Annotated in this window: 21 protein-coding genes; 8 read left to right on the top strand and 13 right to left on the bottom strand. The window is 73.6% G+C overall.

The window, feature by feature from the left end:
* Nucleotides 1–67 precede the first annotated feature (67 nt).
* Nucleotides 68–877 (bottom strand): indole-3-glycerol phosphate synthase TrpC, encoded by an 810-nt coding sequence (gene trpC, locus ACYVDA_RS08140; protein WP_460817005.1) that lies wholly within the window; start codon nucleotides 875–877, stop codon nucleotides 68–70.
* Between the two features lie 147 nt (nucleotides 878–1024).
* Here trpC and ACYVDA_RS08135 point away from each other — a divergent pair, with 147 nt between their 5' ends.
* A complete protein-coding gene (locus ACYVDA_RS08135) occupies nucleotides 1025–1543 on the top strand; it encodes a DUF4190 domain-containing protein (RefSeq protein WP_460817002.1) in 519 nt (172 codons plus the stop codon).
* 60 nt (nucleotides 1544–1603) lie between these two features.
* Here the strand turns inward: ACYVDA_RS08135 and ACYVDA_RS08130 are convergent, their stop codons facing one another.
* The 6 genes from ACYVDA_RS08130 to ACYVDA_RS08105 are packed head-to-tail and all read right to left on the bottom strand — an operon-like array spanning nucleotide 1604 to nucleotide 7073.
* Complete coding sequence (locus tag ACYVDA_RS08130; protein ID WP_460817000.1) at nucleotides 1604–2083, bottom strand: DUF2752 domain-containing protein; 480 nt, start codon at nucleotides 2081–2083, stop codon at nucleotides 1604–1606.
* A 4-nt stretch (nucleotides 2084–2087) separates the two neighbouring features.
* On the bottom strand, nucleotides 2088–2294 hold the full coding sequence (locus tag ACYVDA_RS08125) for an HGxxPAAW family protein (RefSeq protein WP_460816998.1): 207 nt from the start codon (nucleotides 2292–2294) through the stop codon (nucleotides 2088–2090).
* 32 nt (nucleotides 2295–2326) lie between these two features.
* A complete protein-coding gene (locus tag ACYVDA_RS08120) occupies nucleotides 2327–2998 on the bottom strand; it encodes a Trp biosynthesis-associated membrane protein (protein ID WP_460816996.1) in 672 nt (223 codons plus the stop codon).
* Nucleotides 2991–3353 (bottom strand): phosphoribosyl-AMP cyclohydrolase, encoded by a 363-nt coding sequence (gene hisI, locus ACYVDA_RS08115; RefSeq protein WP_460816994.1) that lies wholly within the window; start codon nucleotides 3351–3353, stop codon nucleotides 2991–2993. Before hisI ends, ACYVDA_RS08120 begins: the two co-directional genes overlap by 8 nt.
* A gap of 34 nt (nucleotides 3354–3387) precedes the next feature.
* Nucleotides 3388–5217: an ABC transporter ATP-binding protein gene (locus ACYVDA_RS08110; RefSeq protein ID WP_460816992.1), complete on the bottom strand. Its 1830-nt coding sequence runs from the start codon at nucleotides 5215–5217 to the stop codon at nucleotides 3388–3390.
* Complete coding sequence (locus ACYVDA_RS08105; protein ID WP_460816990.1) at nucleotides 5214–7073, bottom strand: ABC transporter ATP-binding protein; 1860 nt, start codon at nucleotides 7071–7073, stop codon at nucleotides 5214–5216. Before ACYVDA_RS08105 ends, ACYVDA_RS08110 begins: the two co-directional genes overlap by 4 nt.
* 123 nt (nucleotides 7074–7196) lie before the next feature.
* Here ACYVDA_RS08105 and ACYVDA_RS08100 point away from each other — a divergent pair, with 123 nt between their 5' ends.
* Complete coding sequence (locus tag ACYVDA_RS08100) at nucleotides 7197–7838, top strand: TIGR03085 family metal-binding protein (RefSeq protein WP_460816987.1); 642 nt, start codon at nucleotides 7197–7199, stop codon at nucleotides 7836–7838.
* Nucleotides 7839–7877: 39 nt separating this feature from the next.
* On the opposite strand, the gene ACYVDA_RS08095 is transcribed toward ACYVDA_RS08100, so the two are convergent.
* The 5 genes from ACYVDA_RS08095 to ACYVDA_RS08075 all read right to left on the bottom strand — a co-directional run bounded on the left by ACYVDA_RS08095 (nucleotide 7878) and on the right by ACYVDA_RS08075 (nucleotide 12876).
* Nucleotides 7878–8903, bottom strand: a complete 1026-nt coding sequence (locus tag ACYVDA_RS08095) for an SH3 domain-containing protein (protein ID WP_460816984.1) — start codon at nucleotides 8901–8903, stop codon at nucleotides 7878–7880.
* A 120-nt stretch (nucleotides 8904–9023) separates the two neighbouring features.
* A complete protein-coding gene (gene dusB / locus ACYVDA_RS08090; protein WP_460816983.1) occupies nucleotides 9024–10199 on the bottom strand; it encodes a tRNA dihydrouridine synthase DusB in 1176 nt (391 codons plus the stop codon).
* A gap of 49 nt (nucleotides 10200–10248) precedes the next feature.
* On the bottom strand, nucleotides 10249–10950 hold the full coding sequence (locus ACYVDA_RS08085) for a hypothetical protein (RefSeq protein ID WP_460816982.1): 702 nt from the start codon (nucleotides 10948–10950) through the stop codon (nucleotides 10249–10251).
* A gap of 86 nt (nucleotides 10951–11036) precedes the next feature.
* A complete protein-coding gene (locus tag ACYVDA_RS08080; protein ID WP_460816981.1) occupies nucleotides 11037–12449 on the bottom strand; it encodes a glycine--tRNA ligase in 1413 nt (470 codons plus the stop codon).
* A gap of 106 nt (nucleotides 12450–12555) precedes the next feature.
* Entirely contained in the window at nucleotides 12556–12876 is a 321-nt protein-coding gene (locus tag ACYVDA_RS08075; RefSeq protein WP_460816979.1) for an antibiotic biosynthesis monooxygenase family protein, read from the bottom strand.
* Between the two features lie 96 nt (nucleotides 12877–12972).
* Between ACYVDA_RS08075 and ACYVDA_RS08070 the strand changes: the two genes are divergently transcribed.
* The 6 genes from ACYVDA_RS08070 to ACYVDA_RS08045 all read left to right on the top strand — a co-directional run bounded on the left by ACYVDA_RS08070 (nucleotide 12973) and on the right by ACYVDA_RS08045 (nucleotide 17223).
* Nucleotides 12973–13950: a metal ABC transporter substrate-binding protein gene (locus tag ACYVDA_RS08070; RefSeq protein ID WP_460816976.1), complete on the top strand. Its 978-nt coding sequence runs from the start codon at nucleotides 12973–12975 to the stop codon at nucleotides 13948–13950.
* On the top strand, nucleotides 13947–14780 hold the full coding sequence (locus tag ACYVDA_RS08065; RefSeq protein ID WP_460816975.1) for a metal ABC transporter ATP-binding protein: 834 nt from the start codon (nucleotides 13947–13949) through the stop codon (nucleotides 14778–14780). The genes ACYVDA_RS08070 and ACYVDA_RS08065 overlap by 4 nt, the downstream gene beginning before the upstream one ends.
* Nucleotides 14781–14793: 13 nt before the next feature.
* Nucleotides 14794–15789, top strand: a complete 996-nt coding sequence (locus ACYVDA_RS08060) for a metal ABC transporter permease (RefSeq protein WP_460816973.1) — start codon at nucleotides 14794–14796, stop codon at nucleotides 15787–15789.
* Complete coding sequence (locus ACYVDA_RS08055) at nucleotides 15776–16165, top strand: Fur family transcriptional regulator (protein WP_460816970.1); 390 nt, start codon at nucleotides 15776–15778, stop codon at nucleotides 16163–16165. The genes ACYVDA_RS08060 and ACYVDA_RS08055 overlap by 14 nt, the downstream gene beginning before the upstream one ends.
* A 48-nt stretch (nucleotides 16166–16213) precedes the next feature.
* Nucleotides 16214–16438: a hypothetical protein gene (locus tag ACYVDA_RS08050; protein ID WP_460816969.1), complete on the top strand. Its 225-nt coding sequence runs from the start codon at nucleotides 16214–16216 to the stop codon at nucleotides 16436–16438.
* Nucleotides 16439–16536: 98 nt separating this feature from the next.
* Nucleotides 16537–17223 (top strand): GOLPH3/VPS74 family protein, encoded by a 687-nt coding sequence (locus ACYVDA_RS08045; protein WP_460816968.1) that lies wholly within the window; start codon nucleotides 16537–16539, stop codon nucleotides 17221–17223.
* A gap of 28 nt (nucleotides 17224–17251) precedes the next feature.
* Here ACYVDA_RS08045 and ACYVDA_RS08040 read toward each other — a convergent pair whose 3' ends face one another.
* Nucleotides 17252–17857, bottom strand: a complete 606-nt coding sequence (locus tag ACYVDA_RS08040) for a mycothiol-dependent nitroreductase Rv2466c family protein (protein WP_460816965.1) — start codon at nucleotides 17855–17857, stop codon at nucleotides 17252–17254.
* Nucleotides 17858–17892 lie beyond the last annotated feature (35 nt).

Genomic DNA, 17892 nt, shown 5'->3' with positions numbered 1-17892 from the left:
CGGTCGGTGACGGGGTCGTGCGCCCGGTCGGGTGCCTGCCCGGGTCGGGTGGAGGAGGTCGGTGCGCTCATCGGCGGGTGTCCTGTCGTGCGGGGCCGGTGGGCACGGCCCTCATGGCGGCGACGGCGACGCGGGGGTCGCCGTCCTTGACCAGCGCCTCGCCGACGAGCACCACGTCGGCGCCCTCGCCGGCGAACCGCTGGGCGTCGGCGAGACCGGTGACCCCGGACTCGGCGACCTTGACGACGTCGGCGGGCAGGTGGGGGGCGAGGCGCCCGAAGGTGTCGGGGCGGACCTCGAGGGTCTTCAGGTCGCGGGCGTTCACGCCGACGACGTCGGCGTCGACGGCCAGCGCCCGCTCCAGCTCGTCCTCGTCGTGGACCTCGGTCAGGACGGTCAGCCCGAGATCGCGGGCGGTCTGGTGCAGGTCGCGCAGGGCGACGTCGTCCAGGGCGCTGACCATCAGCAGCACCAGGTCGGCGCCGGCGGCGCGGGCCTCGAGGAGCTGGTAGTCGGTGACCATGAAATCCTTGCGCAGCACCGGCGTCGGCACGGCGGCCCGCACCGTGCGCAGGTCGTCCAGGCTGCCCCCGAAGCGGCGCTGCTCGGTGAGGACCGAGATGGCGTCGGCCCCGCCCGCGGCGTACGCGGCGGCGAGCGCAGCGGGGTCTGGGATGTCGGCCAGGTGGCCCTTGCTCGGGGAGCGCCGCTTGACCTCGGCGATCACCGACAGCCCGGGCGACCGGAACGACGGGCGCGGGTCCAGGGGCGCGGGCAGGTCACCGACGGCCGCCTCGAGGTCGGCCTGGGTCACCCGGGTGCGCCGCTCCTCCAGGTCCTCGCGGACACCGGAGATGATGTCGTCGAGCACGGACATGCGGCAGCCTTTCGGGGGCGGGGAGGGCGCGCAGCGCGGCGCGCCTCGTGCCCTTCAAGGTTCTCACACGCCTCCCACCGGTAGGTTCACAGCCACCGCACGCCGCTCGGGCAGCTCCGGCTGCCCGTCGACCACGAAGGGCACCCCATGAGCAACCAGTACCCGCCGTCCGGGCCGCCCCCGGAGGGCGACGACCCCCACGCGTCCGGGGACCAGCAGGGCCAGCCGGGTCAGTACGGCCAGCCCTACGGCGACCAGCAGGGTCAGCGCGGCCAGTACGGCCAGCCCTACGGCGACCAACAGGGTCAGCCTGGCCAGTACGGCCAGCAGGGCGGCTACGGCCAGCCCGGTCCGTACGGCGCTCCCCCGCCGTACGCCGGTGGCGGCTACGGCGGCTTCACGGAGCCGAAGACCTCCCCGCTGGCCATCGTGTCCCTGGTGCTGTCCATCGTCGGCATCTGCGGGTGCGGGGTGTTCGTGTTCGGCATCGGTGCCGTGGTCACCGGCGTGATCGGCCGCAAGCAGATCAACGAGTCGCAGGGGCAGCTCAAGGGCGCCGGCATGGCCCTGGCCGGGATCATCATCGGGGCGGTCGGCCTCGTCCTCGGCCTCGTCTACTGGATCCTGATCGCGACCGGCGGCTTCAACTTCAGCACCAGCCCCTAGCCCGCCGGGCCCGCACCACTCCTGCGGGCGTCCTGGCTCGCCCCCTCCCGGTCACCGACCTCAGGGTGCGAGCCAGGCGCCGGCCGGGGTGTTGCGCAGCACGGTGAACACCACGGTGACCAGGACGGCCCCCGCGATGACGACGGTGCGGGTCCGGGCCGACACGACCGGGGCGGGCGCGCCCGTCCAGGCCCGTCGGACCCAGCGGACCCACCACACCAGCAGGAACGGCACGGAGAGCACGAAGACCAGGTTGCTGCTCAGGGCGGCGACGACGTGGCCGTCGGTGAGGTCGTTGACGGCGCGCAGGCCGCCGCACCCGGGGCAGTACATCCCGGTCAGGGCCAGCCACGGGCACCCGCCCCAGCTGCCGCTCGTGTGCGGGTCGCGCAGGTGCAGGGCCAGGGTGAGGGCGGTCACGGTGCCGCCGACCAGCAGCGGGTCGCGCACCCCGCGCCACCGTCGGGGGCGCTCCGGGGCCGGCGGACGGGAGAAGGCGGACGGGTCCCCCACGACCGGCGTGGCGGGACCCTGGCTCACCGGCTCAGCGGTGGTGCTCGCGGGGGGCGGACCCCATGCCCGCGAGGGACATGACCTTGCCCAGCACGATGGCGATCGGTGCGCAGGCGACGCCGATCCAGAAGACGGTGATGCTCCCGATCATCAGGCCGATGCCACCCACGACGAAGGCCAGGAGGCCCACGATCACGGCCGCCCAGGCCGCCGGGGTGTTGCCGTGGTTGTCGGACATGGAGCTCCTCGTCGTCGTGCGGGTGTCGGCGGTCATCCTAGTGGGCCGGACCTGTCGGCCGGGTCGGTGGGATCGTGCCCGGCGTCGAGCGCCTTCCACAGCTCCTGCTCGGTCTCCGGCGCGGGAGCCGCCTCGCGGGCCAGGCGGTCGGCCTGCACCCCGGGCGCGTCGTAGCGGCTGCCCATCTCGGGCCACGAGCCCACCAGCCGCACCGCGAGGACGGCCGGGACCAGGGCGAGCACGGCGGCGACGGCGCTGGTCCAGAACCACCCGGTGAAGCCGGTGTCGGCCGCGCGACCGGCCAGGACCGACTGCGTGCTGGCCCGCGCCTGGTCGGGCAGCTGCGCGTGCCCGGCGACCACGGCGGCGAGCAGGCCGAGCGCGGCCAGGGCGGCGAGCACGGCGAAGGCCCGGCGCACCCGACCCCGGGTCACCAGCAGGACGCCCCACCCGGCGAGGAGCACCAGGGCCAGGGCCGAGGCGACCGGGTAGCGGGTGCCGTTGTCGACCGCCGACATCGTGGCGTCGGTGCCGCCGGCCGAGGCTCCGCCGATCCACGGCTTGGAGCTCGCCACGGCGGCCAGACCGGCCGTGGCCAGCCCGAGAAGCACGACGGGGCCGAAGGTGCCGCGCCGGGTGCGCCCCGACTGGTCCGACTGGCCCGACGGTCCCGGGGTCTCGGGCGGCTCGGTCGCGTCAGCCACGAGCGGGCTCGGCGAGCAGCACGTCGGCGTCGAAGCAGGTGTGGTCCCCGGTGTGGCAGGCGGGACCGGTCTGGTCGACGGTGAGCAGGATCGTGTCGCCGTCGCAGTCGAGCCGGACCTCGACGACGCGCTGGACGTGGCCGGAGGTGTCGCCCTTGACCCAGTACTCCTGGCGCGACCGGCTCCAGTAGGTGCCACGGCCGGTGGTCAGGGTGCGGTGCAGGGCCTCGTCGTCCATCCACCCCAGCATCAGCACCTCGCCGGTGCCGTGCTGCTGGACCACGGCCGGGACCAGGCCGGAGGGGTCGCGCTTGAGCCGTGCCGCCACGGCAGGGTCCAGGGAGGAGGAGCTCACCGGCCCAGTATCCGTGACGGCCGCGCGCGAGGAGTCACAGGGACTGCTGGGCCGACCACGAGTCGTGCAGGCGGGCGTAGACGCCGTCCCGGGTGACCAGCACCGCGTGCGGGCCGCGCTGCACCACCCGTCCGGCGTCGAAGACCACGACCTCGTCGGCGTTCTCGGCCGTGGAGAGCCGGTGGGCGATGGTGACGCTGGTGCGCCCCGACATCAACCGCTCCAGGGCACGACCGATCCGCATCTCCAGCGCGGGGTCGACCGCGCTGGTGGCCTCGTCCAGGACGAGCAGGTCGGGGTCGGCGAGGTGGGCCCGCAGCAGGGCCACGAGCTGGCGCTCGCCGGCCGAGAGGGACTCCCCCCGCTGACCGACCCGCGTGTCCAGACCTCGGGGCAGGCCCTCGAGCCAGTCGCCGAGTCCCAGCTCGACGGCGGCCGCGACGACCTGGTCGCGGGTGGCGTCGAGGTCGCCGTACCGCACGTTGTCCAGCAGGGTGGAGTCGAACAGGAACCCCTCCTGCGGCACCAGCACCACCCGTCGGCGCAGCGAGGCGAACTCCACCTCGCGCACGTCGATGCCGTCCAGGCGCACCACGCCCGCGGTCGGATCCATCAGCCTGGTCAGCAGCTTGGCGAAGGTGGTCTTGCCCGAGCCCGTCTCCCCCACGACCGCCACCCGGCTGCCCGAGGCGATGTGCTCGTCGACGTCGCGCAGCACCAGCGTGCCGCCGGGGTAGCCGAAGTCGACGCCCTCGAAGGTGACGTCCATCGCGCCACGGGGCAGCGAGGCGCCCGAGGGGCCGGGGTCGTCGAGGTCGGCCGGGGTGTCCAGGATGCCGATCACCCGGCGCCAGCCCGCGATCGCGTTCTGGGCGTCGGTGAGCACCTGGGTGCCCATCTGCACCGGCCCGACGAACAGGGTCACCAGGAAGGCGAACGCGATCACCTCGCCCGAGGTGATGTCCCCGGCCAGGCCCAGCAGGATGCCCAGGACGATCACGCCGGCGTTGGCCAGGCCGGCCGAGACGCCGCCCAGGCTGAAGGAGAACGCGGTCAGGCCCTGGGCCTTGGTCGAGGCCTCCTGGTTGACCCGGATGGCCTCGTCGATGCGGGCCTGGGTGCGCTCCTCGATGGCGTAGGTGCGCACGGTCACCGCCCCCACGACCGGCTCGGAGACGGCCGAGAGCATCGCGCCGACCGAGCGCCGCACGACGGCGTACGCCGCGGACAGGCGGCGCTGGAAGTAGCGCAGGGACAGGAACAGCGGCAGGAAGCAGATCCAGACCAGGATGGTGAGCTGCCAGGAGTAGAACAGCATCACGACGGTCGCCAGGAGCACCTGCCCGACGCTGATGATCCCGAACACGCCGCCGAAGACCAGGAACTGCGACACCTGGTCGACGTCGCTGGTCACCCGCGACACCAGGGCGCCCCGCCGCTCGGTGGACTGCGTCAGCAGGGGGAGGTCGTGGACGTGGCGGAAGGCCTTGGTGCGCAGCGTCGCCAGGCCCCGCTCGGAGGCGGTGAACAGCCGCACCGTCATGAGGTACGACGACAGCCCGGTCACCAGGATCGCGACCGCGGCCACCGCGGCCATCAGCCCGACGAAGCGCAGGTCGACGCCGCCCGGGGCGTTCACGCCGCGGTCCAGGGTCTGCTGCACCGCGATGGGCACGACCAGGCGCCCGGCGGTGCCGACGGCGGCCAGGAGCAGGGTGATCCCGAAGCCCTCGGCGAGCTCGGGTGAGTGGACCAGGCCACGGCGCAGCGTCTGGCGGGCCGAGATCTCCTCGCCGCTGTCGACGTGCGTGCCCTCGGCGGTCAGGTCGGGGTCGGTGACGCTGGACGTGACGGTCGCGCTCATGCGTCGACCTCCTCGGTCTGGTAGGCGTTGACCAGGTGGGCGTACGCCGGGTTGCGCGCCAGCAGCTCGGCGTGGGTGCCCCGGTCGGCGATCCGGCCCTGGTCGAGGAACAGCACCTCGTCGGCCAGCGCGATCGTGGCCTTGCGGTAGGCGATCAGCAGCATCGTCGAGCCGCCCCCGTCGGTGGGGTCGGGACCCCCGCGCCGGCGTACGGCCTCCAGGATGCGGGCCTCGACCTCCGGGTCGACCGCGGACGTCGCGTCGTCGAGCACCAGCAGCCGCGGGTGGCGCACCAGCGCGCGGGCCAAGGACAGCCGCTGGCGCTGGCCTCCGGACAGGGTGGTGCCGCGCTCGCCGAGGACGCCGTCGAGCCCGTGCGGAAGGGCGGCGACGAAGCCGTCGGCCTGGGCGGTGCGCAGGGCGTCCCAGACGTCCTCGTCGGAGACGTCGGCGCCGAGGGTGACGTTGCCGCGCACGCTGTCGTCGAAGAGGAACGCGCTCTGCGGGACCAGGGAGACGTGCTCGGCGATCTCGCCCGGGGCGAGGTCGCGCAGGTCGTGCCCGTCCAGGAGCACGGTCCCCTCGTGGGGGTCGACGAGCCGGGTGACCAGCGAGGTCAGGGTGCTCTTGCCCGAGGCGGTCGCCCCGACGACGGCCACCGTGCTGCCCGGACGCAGGGTCAGGTCGACCCCGCGCAGCAGCGGCTGGTCCGGGTCGTAGGCGTAGGACAGGCCCCGGACCTCCAGGGCGGCACCTCCGGTGCCGGTGACGCGGTGGTCCCCGTGGGTCGTGGTGGAGACCGTGTCGAGCACCCGGTGCACGCGGTCGAAGCCGACCACGGAGCGGGGGAACTCCCCCAGCATCCAGCCGATCGAGCGGATCGGGAAGGCCACGATCGTGAGCAGGTAGGCCACGGTCACGACGTCACCGGGACCCGCGAGGCCCTCGCGGACACGCCACACGCCGACCCCGAGGACGGCCAGCACGCCCAGGTTGGGCAGGCTCTCCAGGAAGGGGTCGAAGGCGGCCCGGATCCGACCCGCCCGGATGCCCTCGTCGCGCAGCCGCCGCGCGGTCGCCGCGAACCGCTCGGTCTCCTCGGCCTCGCGGCCCAGGGTCTTGACGACCATGGCGCCGTCGAAGGACTCGTGCGCGACCTCGCTGAGCTCGGCGCGCAACGACTGGATGCGGGTGAAGATCGGCGAGGAGAACCGCTGGAAGACCACGTTGACCACCATCACCAGCGGGAAGACCAGCAGGCCCACGACGGCCATCGTCAGGTCGGTGAGCAGCATCTGGGCGACCGCGATCACCATCATCGCGACCGTGCCGACCGCCATCGGCAGCGGGGCGATCGGCGACCAGGCGGCCTCCACGTCGGAGTTGGCGTTGGACAGCAGCTCGCCGGTGGGGTGCTGGTGGTGCCAGTCCATCGGCAGGGTGAGGTACTGCCGTGTCACCTCGCGGCGGTAGGCCGCCTGCATCCGGTACTGCATGATCCCGGCCCCGAGCCGCCGCGCGACGATCCCGACGGCACGCAGCAGGGCGACACCCAGGAACAGCGCCACCACGGCGAGCAGCGCGCCGCTGGTGGTGGCGCCGCTGCGGAACGCCGGGAGCAGGACGTGGTCGGTCGACCAGCCCAGCACCCAGGCGTCGGCCACCGTGAGCGCGCCGAAGAGCACGCTGCCGACGGTGGAGAGGGTGAAGACCCACGGCTCGCGACGGATCGCGACCCCGAGCACGCGGAAGCCCGCGGTCATCGAGGACCCCCGTGTCGACCCGGAGGCCGAGCCGGTGCTCGCGGTGGTGCTCGCGGCCGGACCACCGGCGGGGGTCGACGGGGGCGGGCTCACGGCAGGCGCGGCGGCGGGTGGGGTGGAGGACGGCACAAGACCTCAACTTAGGCCGGGGTCCTGACATTCCTGACCCCCGGACCGGCTGCCGTCGCCGGGGCGCCCGTCCTAGGATCCTGGGTCATGGAGCCGATGTCGCGCTCGGAGCGCGCTGCGCTGTGCAACACCGCCCTCGAGACGGGGCAGGAGGCGCCGACGCTGTGCGACGGCTGGACCGTGCAGGACCTCGTCATCCACCTGCTGGTGCGCGAACGCGACCCGCTCGGCGCACCGGGCATCGTGGTGCCGGCGCTCGAGGGGCTGACCCGTCGGTCGGCGGCGCGGCTCCAGGGCCACGACTTCACCGCCCTCGTCGAGCGGGTCCGCAACGGTCCGCCGCGCTGGTCGCCGCTGGCCCTGCCCCCGATCGACCGCGCCGCGAACACGCTGGAGTACTTCGTCCACCACGAGGACATCCGCCGGGCCCAGCCCGGCTGGGCGCCGCGCGAGCTCACCGACCGCGAGCAGAGTGCCCTCTGGAAGGCCGTCTCGACGGCCGGCAAGGGGCTCGTGCGCTCGGCCGGGGTCCCGGTCGAGCTGCGGTGGGACGACGGCGAGCGGCGGCGCACCGCCGTGCTGCGCGGCGGGGACGAGCCGGTCGTGCTGACCGGCCCGCCCGCCGAGCTGGTGCTGCTGCTGTTCGGGCGCGAGCAGGTCCGCGGCGTCGACACCACCGGCCCGCCGGAGAAGGTCGCCCGGCTGCGCAGCGCCGACCTCGGCTTCTGACCTCCGGGTCCCCGTCGCGGGACCCGGAGACCGACCGGGTCAGTTGATCTTGATGTGCACGTGGTCGAAGTGGTTGGCCGTGGCCGACCCGCGGTCCGGCATCGGGCGGAAGCCCTCCGAGGCGCGCTGGATCGTCCAGATGTGCTGGGACCAGATGATGTCGAACAGACCCAGCTCGGTGTGGTGGGCGTAGACGAAGTCCTTCACGCGCTCGCCGACCGAGGAGCTGGGCACCATGAAGTCGATGGCCTCGCCGTTGACGTGCTCGCCGTGCCCGTCCTGGCCGCCGTACGACGACAGCTCGGGGAAGGCAGCGCAGACGGCGCGGTAGACCTTGACCGCCTGGGGCTGAAGGGCGCTCTCGATGGCGGACCCGTCGGGGCAGGGCGCGCTCGACAGCCCGGCCGGGGCCGTGCGGGCCGAGGACGCTGCCGCGGTGGTCGTCGCGGGCTTGACCCGGGGCTTCGGCGGGACCGGCTTGGTGCGGGCGAGGTAGGTCGAGCTCACCCAGCGGGTCGCCGTGGGGCCCGTGACGATCTCGGTGAACGACCCCGAGCGGCGACCGGACAGGACGACCTTGCGCGAGGCCGGCAGGACCCCGCGCACCCGGGCGCGGTCGGTGGGGGCGCCGCGCAGCTTCAGCGGCGCCGTGCTCCACCTCGTGCCCTCGCGCTGCGGCACGCGGCTGTCGACCAGCGGGACGCGGTCGGTGGAGCGGGAGATGCCGGGTGCCCGGGCGTCCTCGGGGCTGGACGGCACGGTGGCGTCGGCTCCCAGGATCCGCGGCTCGCGGCTGACGGGACGGGCAATGGCGGCGCCGTCGAGGGCGACGGTGGCCGACGCGGCGCTCACCGCGGCGTCGTCCGAGGTGGGTGACGCGGGGGCGGCGGCACCGGAGGTGAGCACGCCGACGCCGATGACGGCGAGGGTGGCCAGGGGGGCCACGACCAGCGCGGTGCGCCGGGGGCCCGCGGTGGCCGAGGACTGCTCGGCGGCGGAGCGACGGGCGGCCGGGGACAGCGTGTGCTTCCCGGTGGAACGGCCTCGGGGGATGCCTCGGGGCACGGTGGATCCAATCGTCGGGGGCGGGGCAGACCACCGATCACACCACGACCGAGCCCCCCACCTCAAAATCCGGGCGCGTGAGAGAGGCCACGCGACGTCGCCATCGGGGCCTCCGCCGGCTCAGCCTCCGGAGGTCTCGGAGGCGTCCTCGGCCACGATGCAGGCCGTCCCGTCGGTGTCCTCGAGCCACCCCTCGGGCAGGGCCACGGAGCGGCGCGGGCTGCCCTGACGGCCGCGCGGGGTGCCGAGCTCGAGCACCGGGAACGGCGCGTCGGGGTCCAGTCGCGCGAGCAGCTCGTCCAGCTCGACCAGCGAGGACACCAGCGCCAGGGAGCGACGCAGCTCGCCACCGGCGGGGAAGCCCTTGAGGTACCACGACACGTGCTTGCGGAACTCCCGGCACCCGCGCTCCTCGCCCTGGTGGCGGGCCAGCAGCTCGGCGTGGCGGCGCATCACCGCGGCCACCTCGCCCAGGCGCGGCATGGTGGCGACCTGCTCCCCGGCGAAGGCGGCGGCCAGGTCGCGGAACAGCCACGGGCGGCCCAGGCAGCCGCGGCCGACCACGACGCCCGCGGCGCCGGTCTGCTCGACCATGCGCAGCGCGTCGGAGGCCTCCCAGACGTCGCCGTTGCCCAGGACCGGGATGTCGACGTGGGCGACCAGCTCCGCGATCGCGTCCCAGTCGGCGGTGCCGGAGTAGCCCTGGATCGCGGTGCGGCCGTGCAGGGCGATCGCCGCGGCCCCCGACTCCTGGGCGATCCGCCCGGCGTCGAGGAAGGTCAGGTGGTCCTCGTCGATCCCCTTGCGGGTCTTCATCGTCACCGGGACACCGTGGCGCTCGCCGGCGGCGACCGCCGCCTCGAGGATGCGGGCCAGCAGCGTCCGCTTCCAGGGCAGCGCCGCTCCCCCGCCCTTGCGGGTCACCTTGGGCACCGGGCAGCCGAAGTTGAGGTCGACGTGGGCCACGCCGTACTCCGTGCAGAGGATCTCGGTCGCGCGGCCGACGTACGCCGGGTCGGTGCCGTAGAGCTGCACCGACCGGACCTGCTCGGACTCGTCGAAGACCAGCATGCGGCGCGTGGTGTCGTCGCCCTCGACCAACCCGCGGCTGGTGATCATCTCGCAGACGTAGAGGCCGGCTCCCTGCTCACCGCACAGGGCGCGGTAGGCCGCGTCGGTGATCCCGGCCATCGGCGCGAGCACCACCGGCGTGGCCACCTCGAGCGGACCCAGGCGCAGCGGTCCCGTGCGCGGCGCAGGCTCCAGCGCGGACTCCAGGAGGGGGGCGGCACTCATGCCCACCAGTGTCCGACGGGCGGGGCCGTCCGCCCAAATCGCTGCGGCGCTACTTCTTCTTCTGCAGGGCCACCGGCTTGACGGTGCCCTTCCAGGTGATCGGCTCGAAGGCCTGCAATGGGCGGTAGCTCATCGCGGTCAGCGAGCCGGCCGAGGGCACCAGGTAGACCAGGCACACCGACGCCGTGGCCCCGCCCGCGAACTTCGCCGGGAGCCCGGTCGAGGGGCAGCGCTTGAAGGTGTTGCTGAAGCTGGAGGCCTGGATCAGCGTGTTCTTGGCGTCGACGGCCAGCAGCGGGACCCCCGCCGCACCGAGGTCGCCGGTGCCGACGTTCTTCACCGTCGCCCGCACGTAGAACGGGGTGGACTGCTTGGTGCGGGCGTCGAGCTGGTAGGCGGAGAAGTCCTTCATCGTCCCGGTCTGCACCGACTGGACGGTGAGCGCGAGCACCGAGGCCTTGAGCTTGTTGGCCTCGTAGGCCACCGTCGCGGTGTCGCCGAAGCCCAGGTCGGTGCCCGGCGCGGTCAGCTTGGTGCCGCTGGGCACCTTCACGTCGCCGGTGGGCAGCGCCACCGACGGCGACGGCGTGGGCGCGGCCGACGCGCCGGCGCCGGACTTCGCGCCCCCGCAGCCGGCGACCACCAGCACCGGCGCCAGGGCGAGCGCCACGAGTCCGGCACGCCGGGTGCGGACCGAGGCGGTGCGGTGGACGACAGCGGGCACGGCGGTGGAGGTCGAGGTGGGCGTCACGGCGCCCATCATGCCCGGACCCGAGCCGACGTGCGGCGCTTTGACCTGCGGCTCGCCGGGCGTCTGCACCGCCCGGCGGCCGTGGCTCAGCAGCCGACCAGGCGCTCCGCGAACCAGGTGCGTACGCCGGACAGGCTGATCCGCTCCTGGCGCATCGTGTCGCGCTCGCGCACGGTGACCGCGTCGTCCTCGAGGGTGTCGAAGTCGACCGTCACGCAGAACGGCGTGCCGATCTCGTCCTGGCGGCGGTAGCGGCGCCCGATCGCACCCGCGTCGTCGAACTCGACGTTCCACAGCGTGCGCAGCTCGGCGGCCAGCGCCCGGGCCTTGGGGGTCAGCGCCTCGTTGCGGCTCAGCGGCAGCACGGCCACCTTGACCGGCGACAGGCGCGGGTCGAGCTTGAGCACGGTGCGCTTGTCCACGCCGCCCTTGGTGTTGGGCGCCTCGTCCTCGGTCCAGGCGTCGACCAGGAAGGTCATCAGGCTTCGCGAGAGGCCGGCCGCGGGCTCGATCACGTAGGGCACGTAGCGCTCACCGGCGGCCTGGTCGAAGTAGGACAGGTCGGTGCCGGAGTGCTCGGAGTGGGTCTTGAGGTCGAAGTCGGTGCGGTTGGCGATGCCCTCGAGCTCACCCCACTCCGACCCGGCGAAGTTGAAGCGGTACTCGATGTCGACGGTGCGCTTGGAGTAGTGGCTGAGCTTCTCCTGGGCGTGCTCGAAGTGGCGCAGGTTGGCCGGGTCGATGCCGAGGTCGGTGTACCACTTCGTGCGCTCGTCGATCCAGTGCTGGTGCCACTCCTCGTCCTCGCCGGGCTTGACGAAGAACTCCATCTCCATCTGCTCGAACTCGCGCGTGCGGAAGATGAAGTTGCCCGGCGTGATCTCGTTGCGGAAGCTCTTGCCGATCTGGGCGATGCCGAACGGCGGCTTCTTGCGCGAAGAGGTCACCACGTTGGCGAAGTTGAGGAAGATGCCCTGGGCGGTCTCGGGGCGCAGGTAGTGCAGGCCCGACTCGTCCTCGACCACGCCGAGGTAGGTCTTGAGCAGGCCGGAGAACTGGCGCGGCTCGGTCCACGCGCCGCGGGTGCCGCAGTTGGGGCAGGCCAGCTCGGCGAGGTCGACTGAATCAGGATCGATGTCCGGGCCGCCCTTGACACTCTTCTTCTCGGCGTACGACTCCTGGAGGTGGTCGGCGCGGAAGCGCTTGTGGCACGACTGGCACTCGGTGAGCGGGTCGGAGAAGGTCGCGACGTGGCCGCTGGCCTCCCAGGTCTGGCGCGGCAGGATCACGCTGGAGTCCAGGCCGACGACGTCCTCGCGCGACTGCACCATCGAGCGCCACCACTGGCGCTTGATGTTCTCCTTCAGCTCCACCCCGAGCGGGCCGTAGTCCCACGCCGACCGGGTGCCGCCGTAGATCTCGCCGCACGGGTAGACGAATCCCCGACGCTTGGCGAGGGAGACGACGTGGTCGACGGTGGAGGGGGGCGGCTTGGCCACGGGAGGGGCTCCTGGGAGTGATCGCGGGCCCGCGCGCTGGCTGCGGCGGGCGAGCGGTCACCCTATCGAGACGGCTGTGCCGTCGAGGGCACCACCTCGGACCGACCTAGCCCAGGTCGCGCGGCTGCCAGCGGTTCAGCTCGCCGTCGAGCTCCTCGTAGGCCGAGGGCTCGTCGACGGCCCGGCTCAGCAGCGGCACGGCGTGCACCTTGACGTCGTACGCCGACAGGGCGCGGCGGTAGCTGCCCACGTCGCGCCAGCGCGTGACCATCGTCCACAGTCCCGGGTTGTCGACGTTGCGCCCCAGCCGGCCGTCCTCGAACCCGGCGCGCTCCCCCAGCACCTCCAGGGCGCGCTCCAGGTCGCGGCGGAACGCCTCGACGTCGGCCTGCTCCTGGGGGACCTCGAACCTGTTCACGACCAGCACCCGGCCGACCCTAGGTCACGCCGCGAGCGGTGCTCCCGACCCGGCCCCCGGCGTCCGAGTTGACAACAGTTCTCATTCCCACTGAGAATCATTCTCATGAAGCGGCGCCCTCTCCCCCTCCTCCTCCTCGTCGGTGCACTTCTGGCCGGCGGCGCCCTCAGCGGCTGCGCGGCCTTCTCCGACGACGCCCCGGGCACCACCCGTCGCGCCGACGGCCGGCTCTCGGTGGTCACCGCCTTCTACCCCCTGCAGTACGCCGTGCAGCAGGTCGCCGGTGACCGCGCGGACGTCACCAGCCTGACCCGCCCCGGGGCCGAGCCCCACGACCTGGAGATCACCCCGACGCAGACCGCCCAGGTCGCCGACGCCGACCTGGTCGTCTACGAGTCGGGGTTCCAGCCGGCCGTCGACGACGCCGTCGCCCAGGACGCTCGGGGCAAGCGCCTCGACGCCTCCGCCGTGGTCGGCCTCGAGGCGCCGGGCCACGCGGGGCACGACCACGGGGCGAGCGACAGCGGCTCGAGCGAGTCCCACGGCGCCGGCGCGAACGGCGACCAGGATCCCCACTTCTGGCAGGACCCCACCCGGATGGCGAAGCTGACCGCGGCCGTGGCCCGCGAGCTGGTCCGGATCGACCCCGCCCACGCCGCGGACTACCGCGCCGGAGCGGCGGCGTTCCGGGCCCGCCTGGCCACGCTGGACCGCGACTACCGGACCGGCCTCGCGTCGTGCCGGCGCGACACCGTGGTGGTCTCCCACGACGCGTTCGGCTACCTCGCCGAGCGGTACGGTCTGACCATGGAGCCGATCGCGGGCCTGTCCCCCGGCGCCGAGCCGACCCCGGCCGACCTGGCCCGGCTGGAGGACCTGATCAAGAGCGACGGCATCACCACGGTGTTCTCCGAGCGGCTGGTCAGCAGCCGGATGAGCGCCTCGCTGGCGCAGGACTCAGGCGTGCGCACGGCCGTGCTGGACCCGATCGAGGGCCTCAGCGACCAGACCGCCGACCAGACCTACCTGACCCTGATGCGGCAGAACCTGGCCGCGCTGCAGAAGGCGAACGGGTGCTCGTGAGCGACCCCGGCACCACGGCTCCGCCGGTCCTGCTGCGGGGCGGCGGGGTCGCCATCGGCGGTCGACCGATCCTGCGCGACGTCGACCTGCGCGTCGGCACCGGCGACTTCCTGGCCCTGATGGGCGCCAACGGGTCGGGCAAGTCCACCCTCGTGCGCGCCCTGACCGGCCTGCTGCCCCTGGGCGCCGGCACCCTGGAGGTCTTCGGCACCCCTCGGGAGCAGTTCAGCGACTGGCACCGCGTCGGCTTCGTGCCGCAGCGCTCGGGGGCCACCTCGGGCGTGCCGGCCTCGGTCTGGGAGCTGGTCGCCTCGGGCCGCCTGACCCGCCGCCGGCTCCTGCGGCCGCTCTCGCGGGCCGACCGGGCCGCCATCACCCGGGCCATCGAGGTCGTGGGCCTGACCGCGAAGACCCGCGACGGCGTCGCGCAGCTCTCCGGCGGGCAGCAGCAGCGGGCCCTGATCGCGCGGGCCCTGGCCGGGGAGCCGGACCTGTTCTTTCTCGACGAGCCCACCGCCGGGGTCGACCTGCCCAACCAGCAGGTCCTCGCCGACACCCTGGCCCACCTCAAGGCCGAGGGCGCCACCATCGTGCTGGTCGCCCACGAGCTCGGTCCGCTGGCCCCGCTGGTCGACCGGGCGGTGGTCATGCGCGACGGCCGGGTCGCCTACGACGGCGCTCCCCTGGGTGACCACGAGGTGCACGACGCGGCGTACGCCGAACCGCACGCGCACCACCACCACCCGCGCCAGGAGGTCGGCCGCGACCAGGGACCCGCGAGCCGGCACGACCACGCCCCCCACGTCTCCTCACCGCTGGAGCGCCCCTGATGAGGTCTGCCTGATGGATCTGTTCACCTACGGCTTCATGCAGCGCGCGCTGCTGGCCGCGCTGTTCACCGGCCTGGCCGCACCCGCCGTCGGCACCTACCTGGTGCAGCGCCGGATGGCCCTGATGGGCGACGGCCTCGGCCACGTCGCCGTCACCGGTGTCGCCCTGGGCCTGCTGACGGGCACCTCCCCGACCTGGACCGCCGTGGTCGTCGCGGTGCTCGGCGCGGTGCTGATGGAGGTGATCCGCGAGCGCGGACGCACCAACGGCGACGTCGCCCTGGCCCTGCTGTTCTACGGCGGCCTGGCCGGCGGCGTGCTGCTGACCGGGCTCGGCGGCCAGAGCGCCGCGCGCCTGCAGGAGTACCTCTTCGGCGCGATCACGACCACCTCGATCGCCGACGTGCTCGTGGTGATGGTGCTGGCGGCCATCGTCGTGCTCATCTGCGTGGGCCTCTCGCCCCAGCTGTTCGCGGTCAGCCACGACCAGGAGTTCGCCCGGGTCGCCGGACTGAAGGTGCGCGGCTACAACCTGCTGGTGGCGGTCCTGGCCGCGGTGAGCGTCACCGTGGCGATGCGCACCGTCGGGCTGCTGCTGGTCTCGGCCCTGATGGTCGTGCCGGTCGCCACCTCCCAGCAGCTGACCCGCTCGTTCCGCACCACCCTGGGCGCCGCGATGGTGCTGGGAGTCGCGGCCTCGGTGGGCGGCCTGGTCGTCTCGGCCTTCGCCTCCGCCCACGCCACCGTGGCTCCGGGACCCGCGATCGTGCTGCTGTCCCTGGTCGGCTTCGTCGCGACCTGGCCGCTGGGGGTCTGGCAGCGGCACCGCGCGCGCCTGCACGCCCCCTTCGCCGAGCTGGAGCCGACCGGGCACGAGGCGGCCGAGGAGCACCCCCACGACCACAACCCGCAGTGCGGGCACACCGCGGTGCCCCACGGGGACCACCTCGACTACGTCCACGACGGACGCCGGCACGCGGTCCACGGGAGCCACTATGACGAGCACTGAGAGCCCGCGGCCCACGCGCCAGCGCCGGGCCATCGCGGCCACGCTGGAGTCGTTCGGGGACTTCCGCAGCGCCCAGGAGATCCACGCGCTGCTGGCCGAGCGCGGCGACCAGGTCGGTCTGTCGACGGTCTACCGGACGCTCCAGTCGCTGGCCGACGCCGGCGAGATCGACGCGCTGCGCACCGAGTCCGGCGAGAGCATCTACCGCCGGTGCAGCGGCACGCACCACCACCACCTGGTCTGCCGCTCGTGCGGCGCCACCGTGGAGGTCGAGGGGCCGACGGTGGAGTCCTGGACGACCGCGGTCGCGGCGGCCCACGGCTACTCCGACGTCAGCCACACCCTGGAGATCTTCGGGACCTGCGGGAACTGCTGACCGCGACGGCCCCCGGCGTACGCTCGGGGGGACCGCAGGAGGTGGCAGGTGGCACGTCGTCGCAGGGTCCCCGCACAGCGCCGGGACGTCGAGGTCCCGGTCGCGCCCGAGGGCGTCGCCCCCACCGGTCCCGGCAAGTACAGCCGCCTCCCCGCACCGGTGCGCCGCGAGGACCTGCGGACCTCCCAGGACGTCCTGGCCCACGCCGACGAGGTCGGCGAGGCCGACCGCGAGCGGGCCTGGCTGCTGCGCACCACCGGCCTGTTCATCTAGGCCCGACCCGTCCCCCGACCCAAGCACCCAGCTCGGTCACGACCACCGGTCGGCGCGGAGGGCGCGTCCTGGTGCCTGCCCGGAGCTAGCCTCGACGCGTGGAGACCCTGATCGCGGAGGACCTGCTGCTGGTCCTGCTCGAGGACGAGTCGGGGAAGCTGCGGCACGCGACCTTCCTGGACGCGGGGATCGGCGGAGCACTCCTCGTCGAGCTGGCGCTGGCGGGCCAGGTGGAGGTGCGCGAGCGCAGCGGGTTCTGGTCGCGGGCCACCGTCGTGCCCGTGCCGGGTGCGCCCGCGGCCACCGACCCGGTGCTCGCCGACGCGCTCGCCGTCATCGGTGAGAGGCCTCGCCCGGCGCAGGACCTGGTCACGCGACTGGGCAGACGCCGGCGCGAGCCCCTGCTGGAGCGGCTGGCCGGACGAGGGATCCTGCGACGCAAGGACGACACCGTGATGGGCCTGTTCACCCGCACCCGGTGGCCGATGGTGGACCGCCACCACGAGGACGAGGTACGACGCGCCCTGGCCGACGCGCTGGTCCGTGGCGTCGATCCCGACCCGCGCACCAGCGCCCTGGTCTCGCTGCTCTCCGCCCTCGACCTGGCGGCGAAGGTGGTCGACCACGAGGGTCTCCCGTCGGGTCAGGTGCGCAAGCGCGCCCGGGCCATCGGCGAGGGCGACTGGGCCGCCAGGGGGGTCCGGGACGCCGTCGCGGCGGCGCAGGCAGCCGTCGCCGCCGCCGTCGTGGGGTCCACGACGGCGGCGGCGACGGGCAGCAGCTGACTCCCGGCGGGGCCGGGGCTGGGGCGACCTAGCTGAAGTCGAGGTCCGCGCTGCGGCTGCGCTTGAGCTCGAAGAACAACGGGTACGACGCGACGGACACGACGCCGTCCCAGAGCTTCCCGGCCTCCTCGCCCCGCGGGGCCTTGGTGATGACGGGGCCGAAGAACGCGGTGCCGTTGACGTGGATGGTCGGGGTGCCGACGTCGTCGCCGACGGCGTCCATGCCCTCGTGGTGGCTCGTGGCCACGGCCTCGTCGAGGGAGGTGTCGTCCCAGGCCTCGATCAGCTCGGCCGGCAGCCCGGCCTCGGCGAGGGCGTCGACCGCCATCTGCTGGTCGAACTCCTGCTCCTCGACGTGGATGCGGCGGCCCATCGCGGTGTAGAGCGGCAGCAGCACCTCGTTGCCGTGCTCCTGCTCGGCCTTGATGCAGACGCGCACGGGACCCCACGCGGTGTCGAGCATCTTGCGGTAGTCCTCGGGGATGTCCTTGTCCTTGTTGAGGTAGGCCAGGCTCATCACGTGCCAGCGCACCTCGATGTCGCGCACCTCCCCCACCTCGAGGATCCAGCGTGAGGTGATCCAGGCGAACGGGCAGCGGGGGTCGAACCAGAAGTCGGCGCGGTCTTTGCTCATGGTCTGCCCAGCACGTCGGGAGCCGGTTTCATTCC

It is taken from the genome of Nocardioides korecus, from assembly GCF_054778395.1.
Note: the sequence above shows the minus strand (reverse complement) of the source record. Positions and strands in the feature narration are given on the sequence as shown.

Excerpts from the sequence above, each read along its gene's own strand:
- ACYVDA_RS08110 (WP_460816992.1), bottom strand. The coding sequence starts at position 5,217 with ATGAGCGCGACCGTCACGTCCAGCGTCACCGACCCCGACCTGACCGCC.
- ACYVDA_RS08135 (WP_460817002.1), top strand. The coding sequence starts at position 1,025 with ATGAGCAACCAGTACCCGCCGTCCGGGCCGCCCCCGGAGGGCGACGAC.
- dusB (WP_460816983.1), bottom strand. The coding sequence starts at position 10,199 with ATGAGTGCCGCCCCCCTCCTGGAGTCCGCGCTGGAGCCTGCGCCGCGC.
- ACYVDA_RS08070 (WP_460816976.1), top strand. The coding sequence starts at position 12,973 with ATGAAGCGGCGCCCTCTCCCCCTCCTCCTCCTCGTCGGTGCACTTCTG.
- ACYVDA_RS08055 (WP_460816970.1), top strand. The coding sequence starts at position 15,776 with ATGACGAGCACTGAGAGCCCGCGGCCCACGCGCCAGCGCCGGGCCATC.
- ACYVDA_RS08040 (WP_460816965.1), bottom strand. The coding sequence starts at position 17,857 with ATGAGCAAAGACCGCGCCGACTTCTGGTTCGACCCCCGCTGCCCGTTC.
- ACYVDA_RS08125 (WP_460816998.1), bottom strand. The coding sequence starts at position 2,294 with ATGTCCGACAACCACGGCAACACCCCGGCGGCCTGGGCGGCCGTGATC.
- trpC (WP_460817005.1), bottom strand. The coding sequence starts at position 877 with ATGTCCGTGCTCGACGACATCATCTCCGGTGTCCGCGAGGACCTGGAG.
- ACYVDA_RS08100 (WP_460816987.1), top strand. The coding sequence starts at position 7,197 with ATGGAGCCGATGTCGCGCTCGGAGCGCGCTGCGCTGTGCAACACCGCC.
- ACYVDA_RS08060 (WP_460816973.1), top strand. The coding sequence starts at position 14,794 with ATGGATCTGTTCACCTACGGCTTCATGCAGCGCGCGCTGCTGGCCGCG.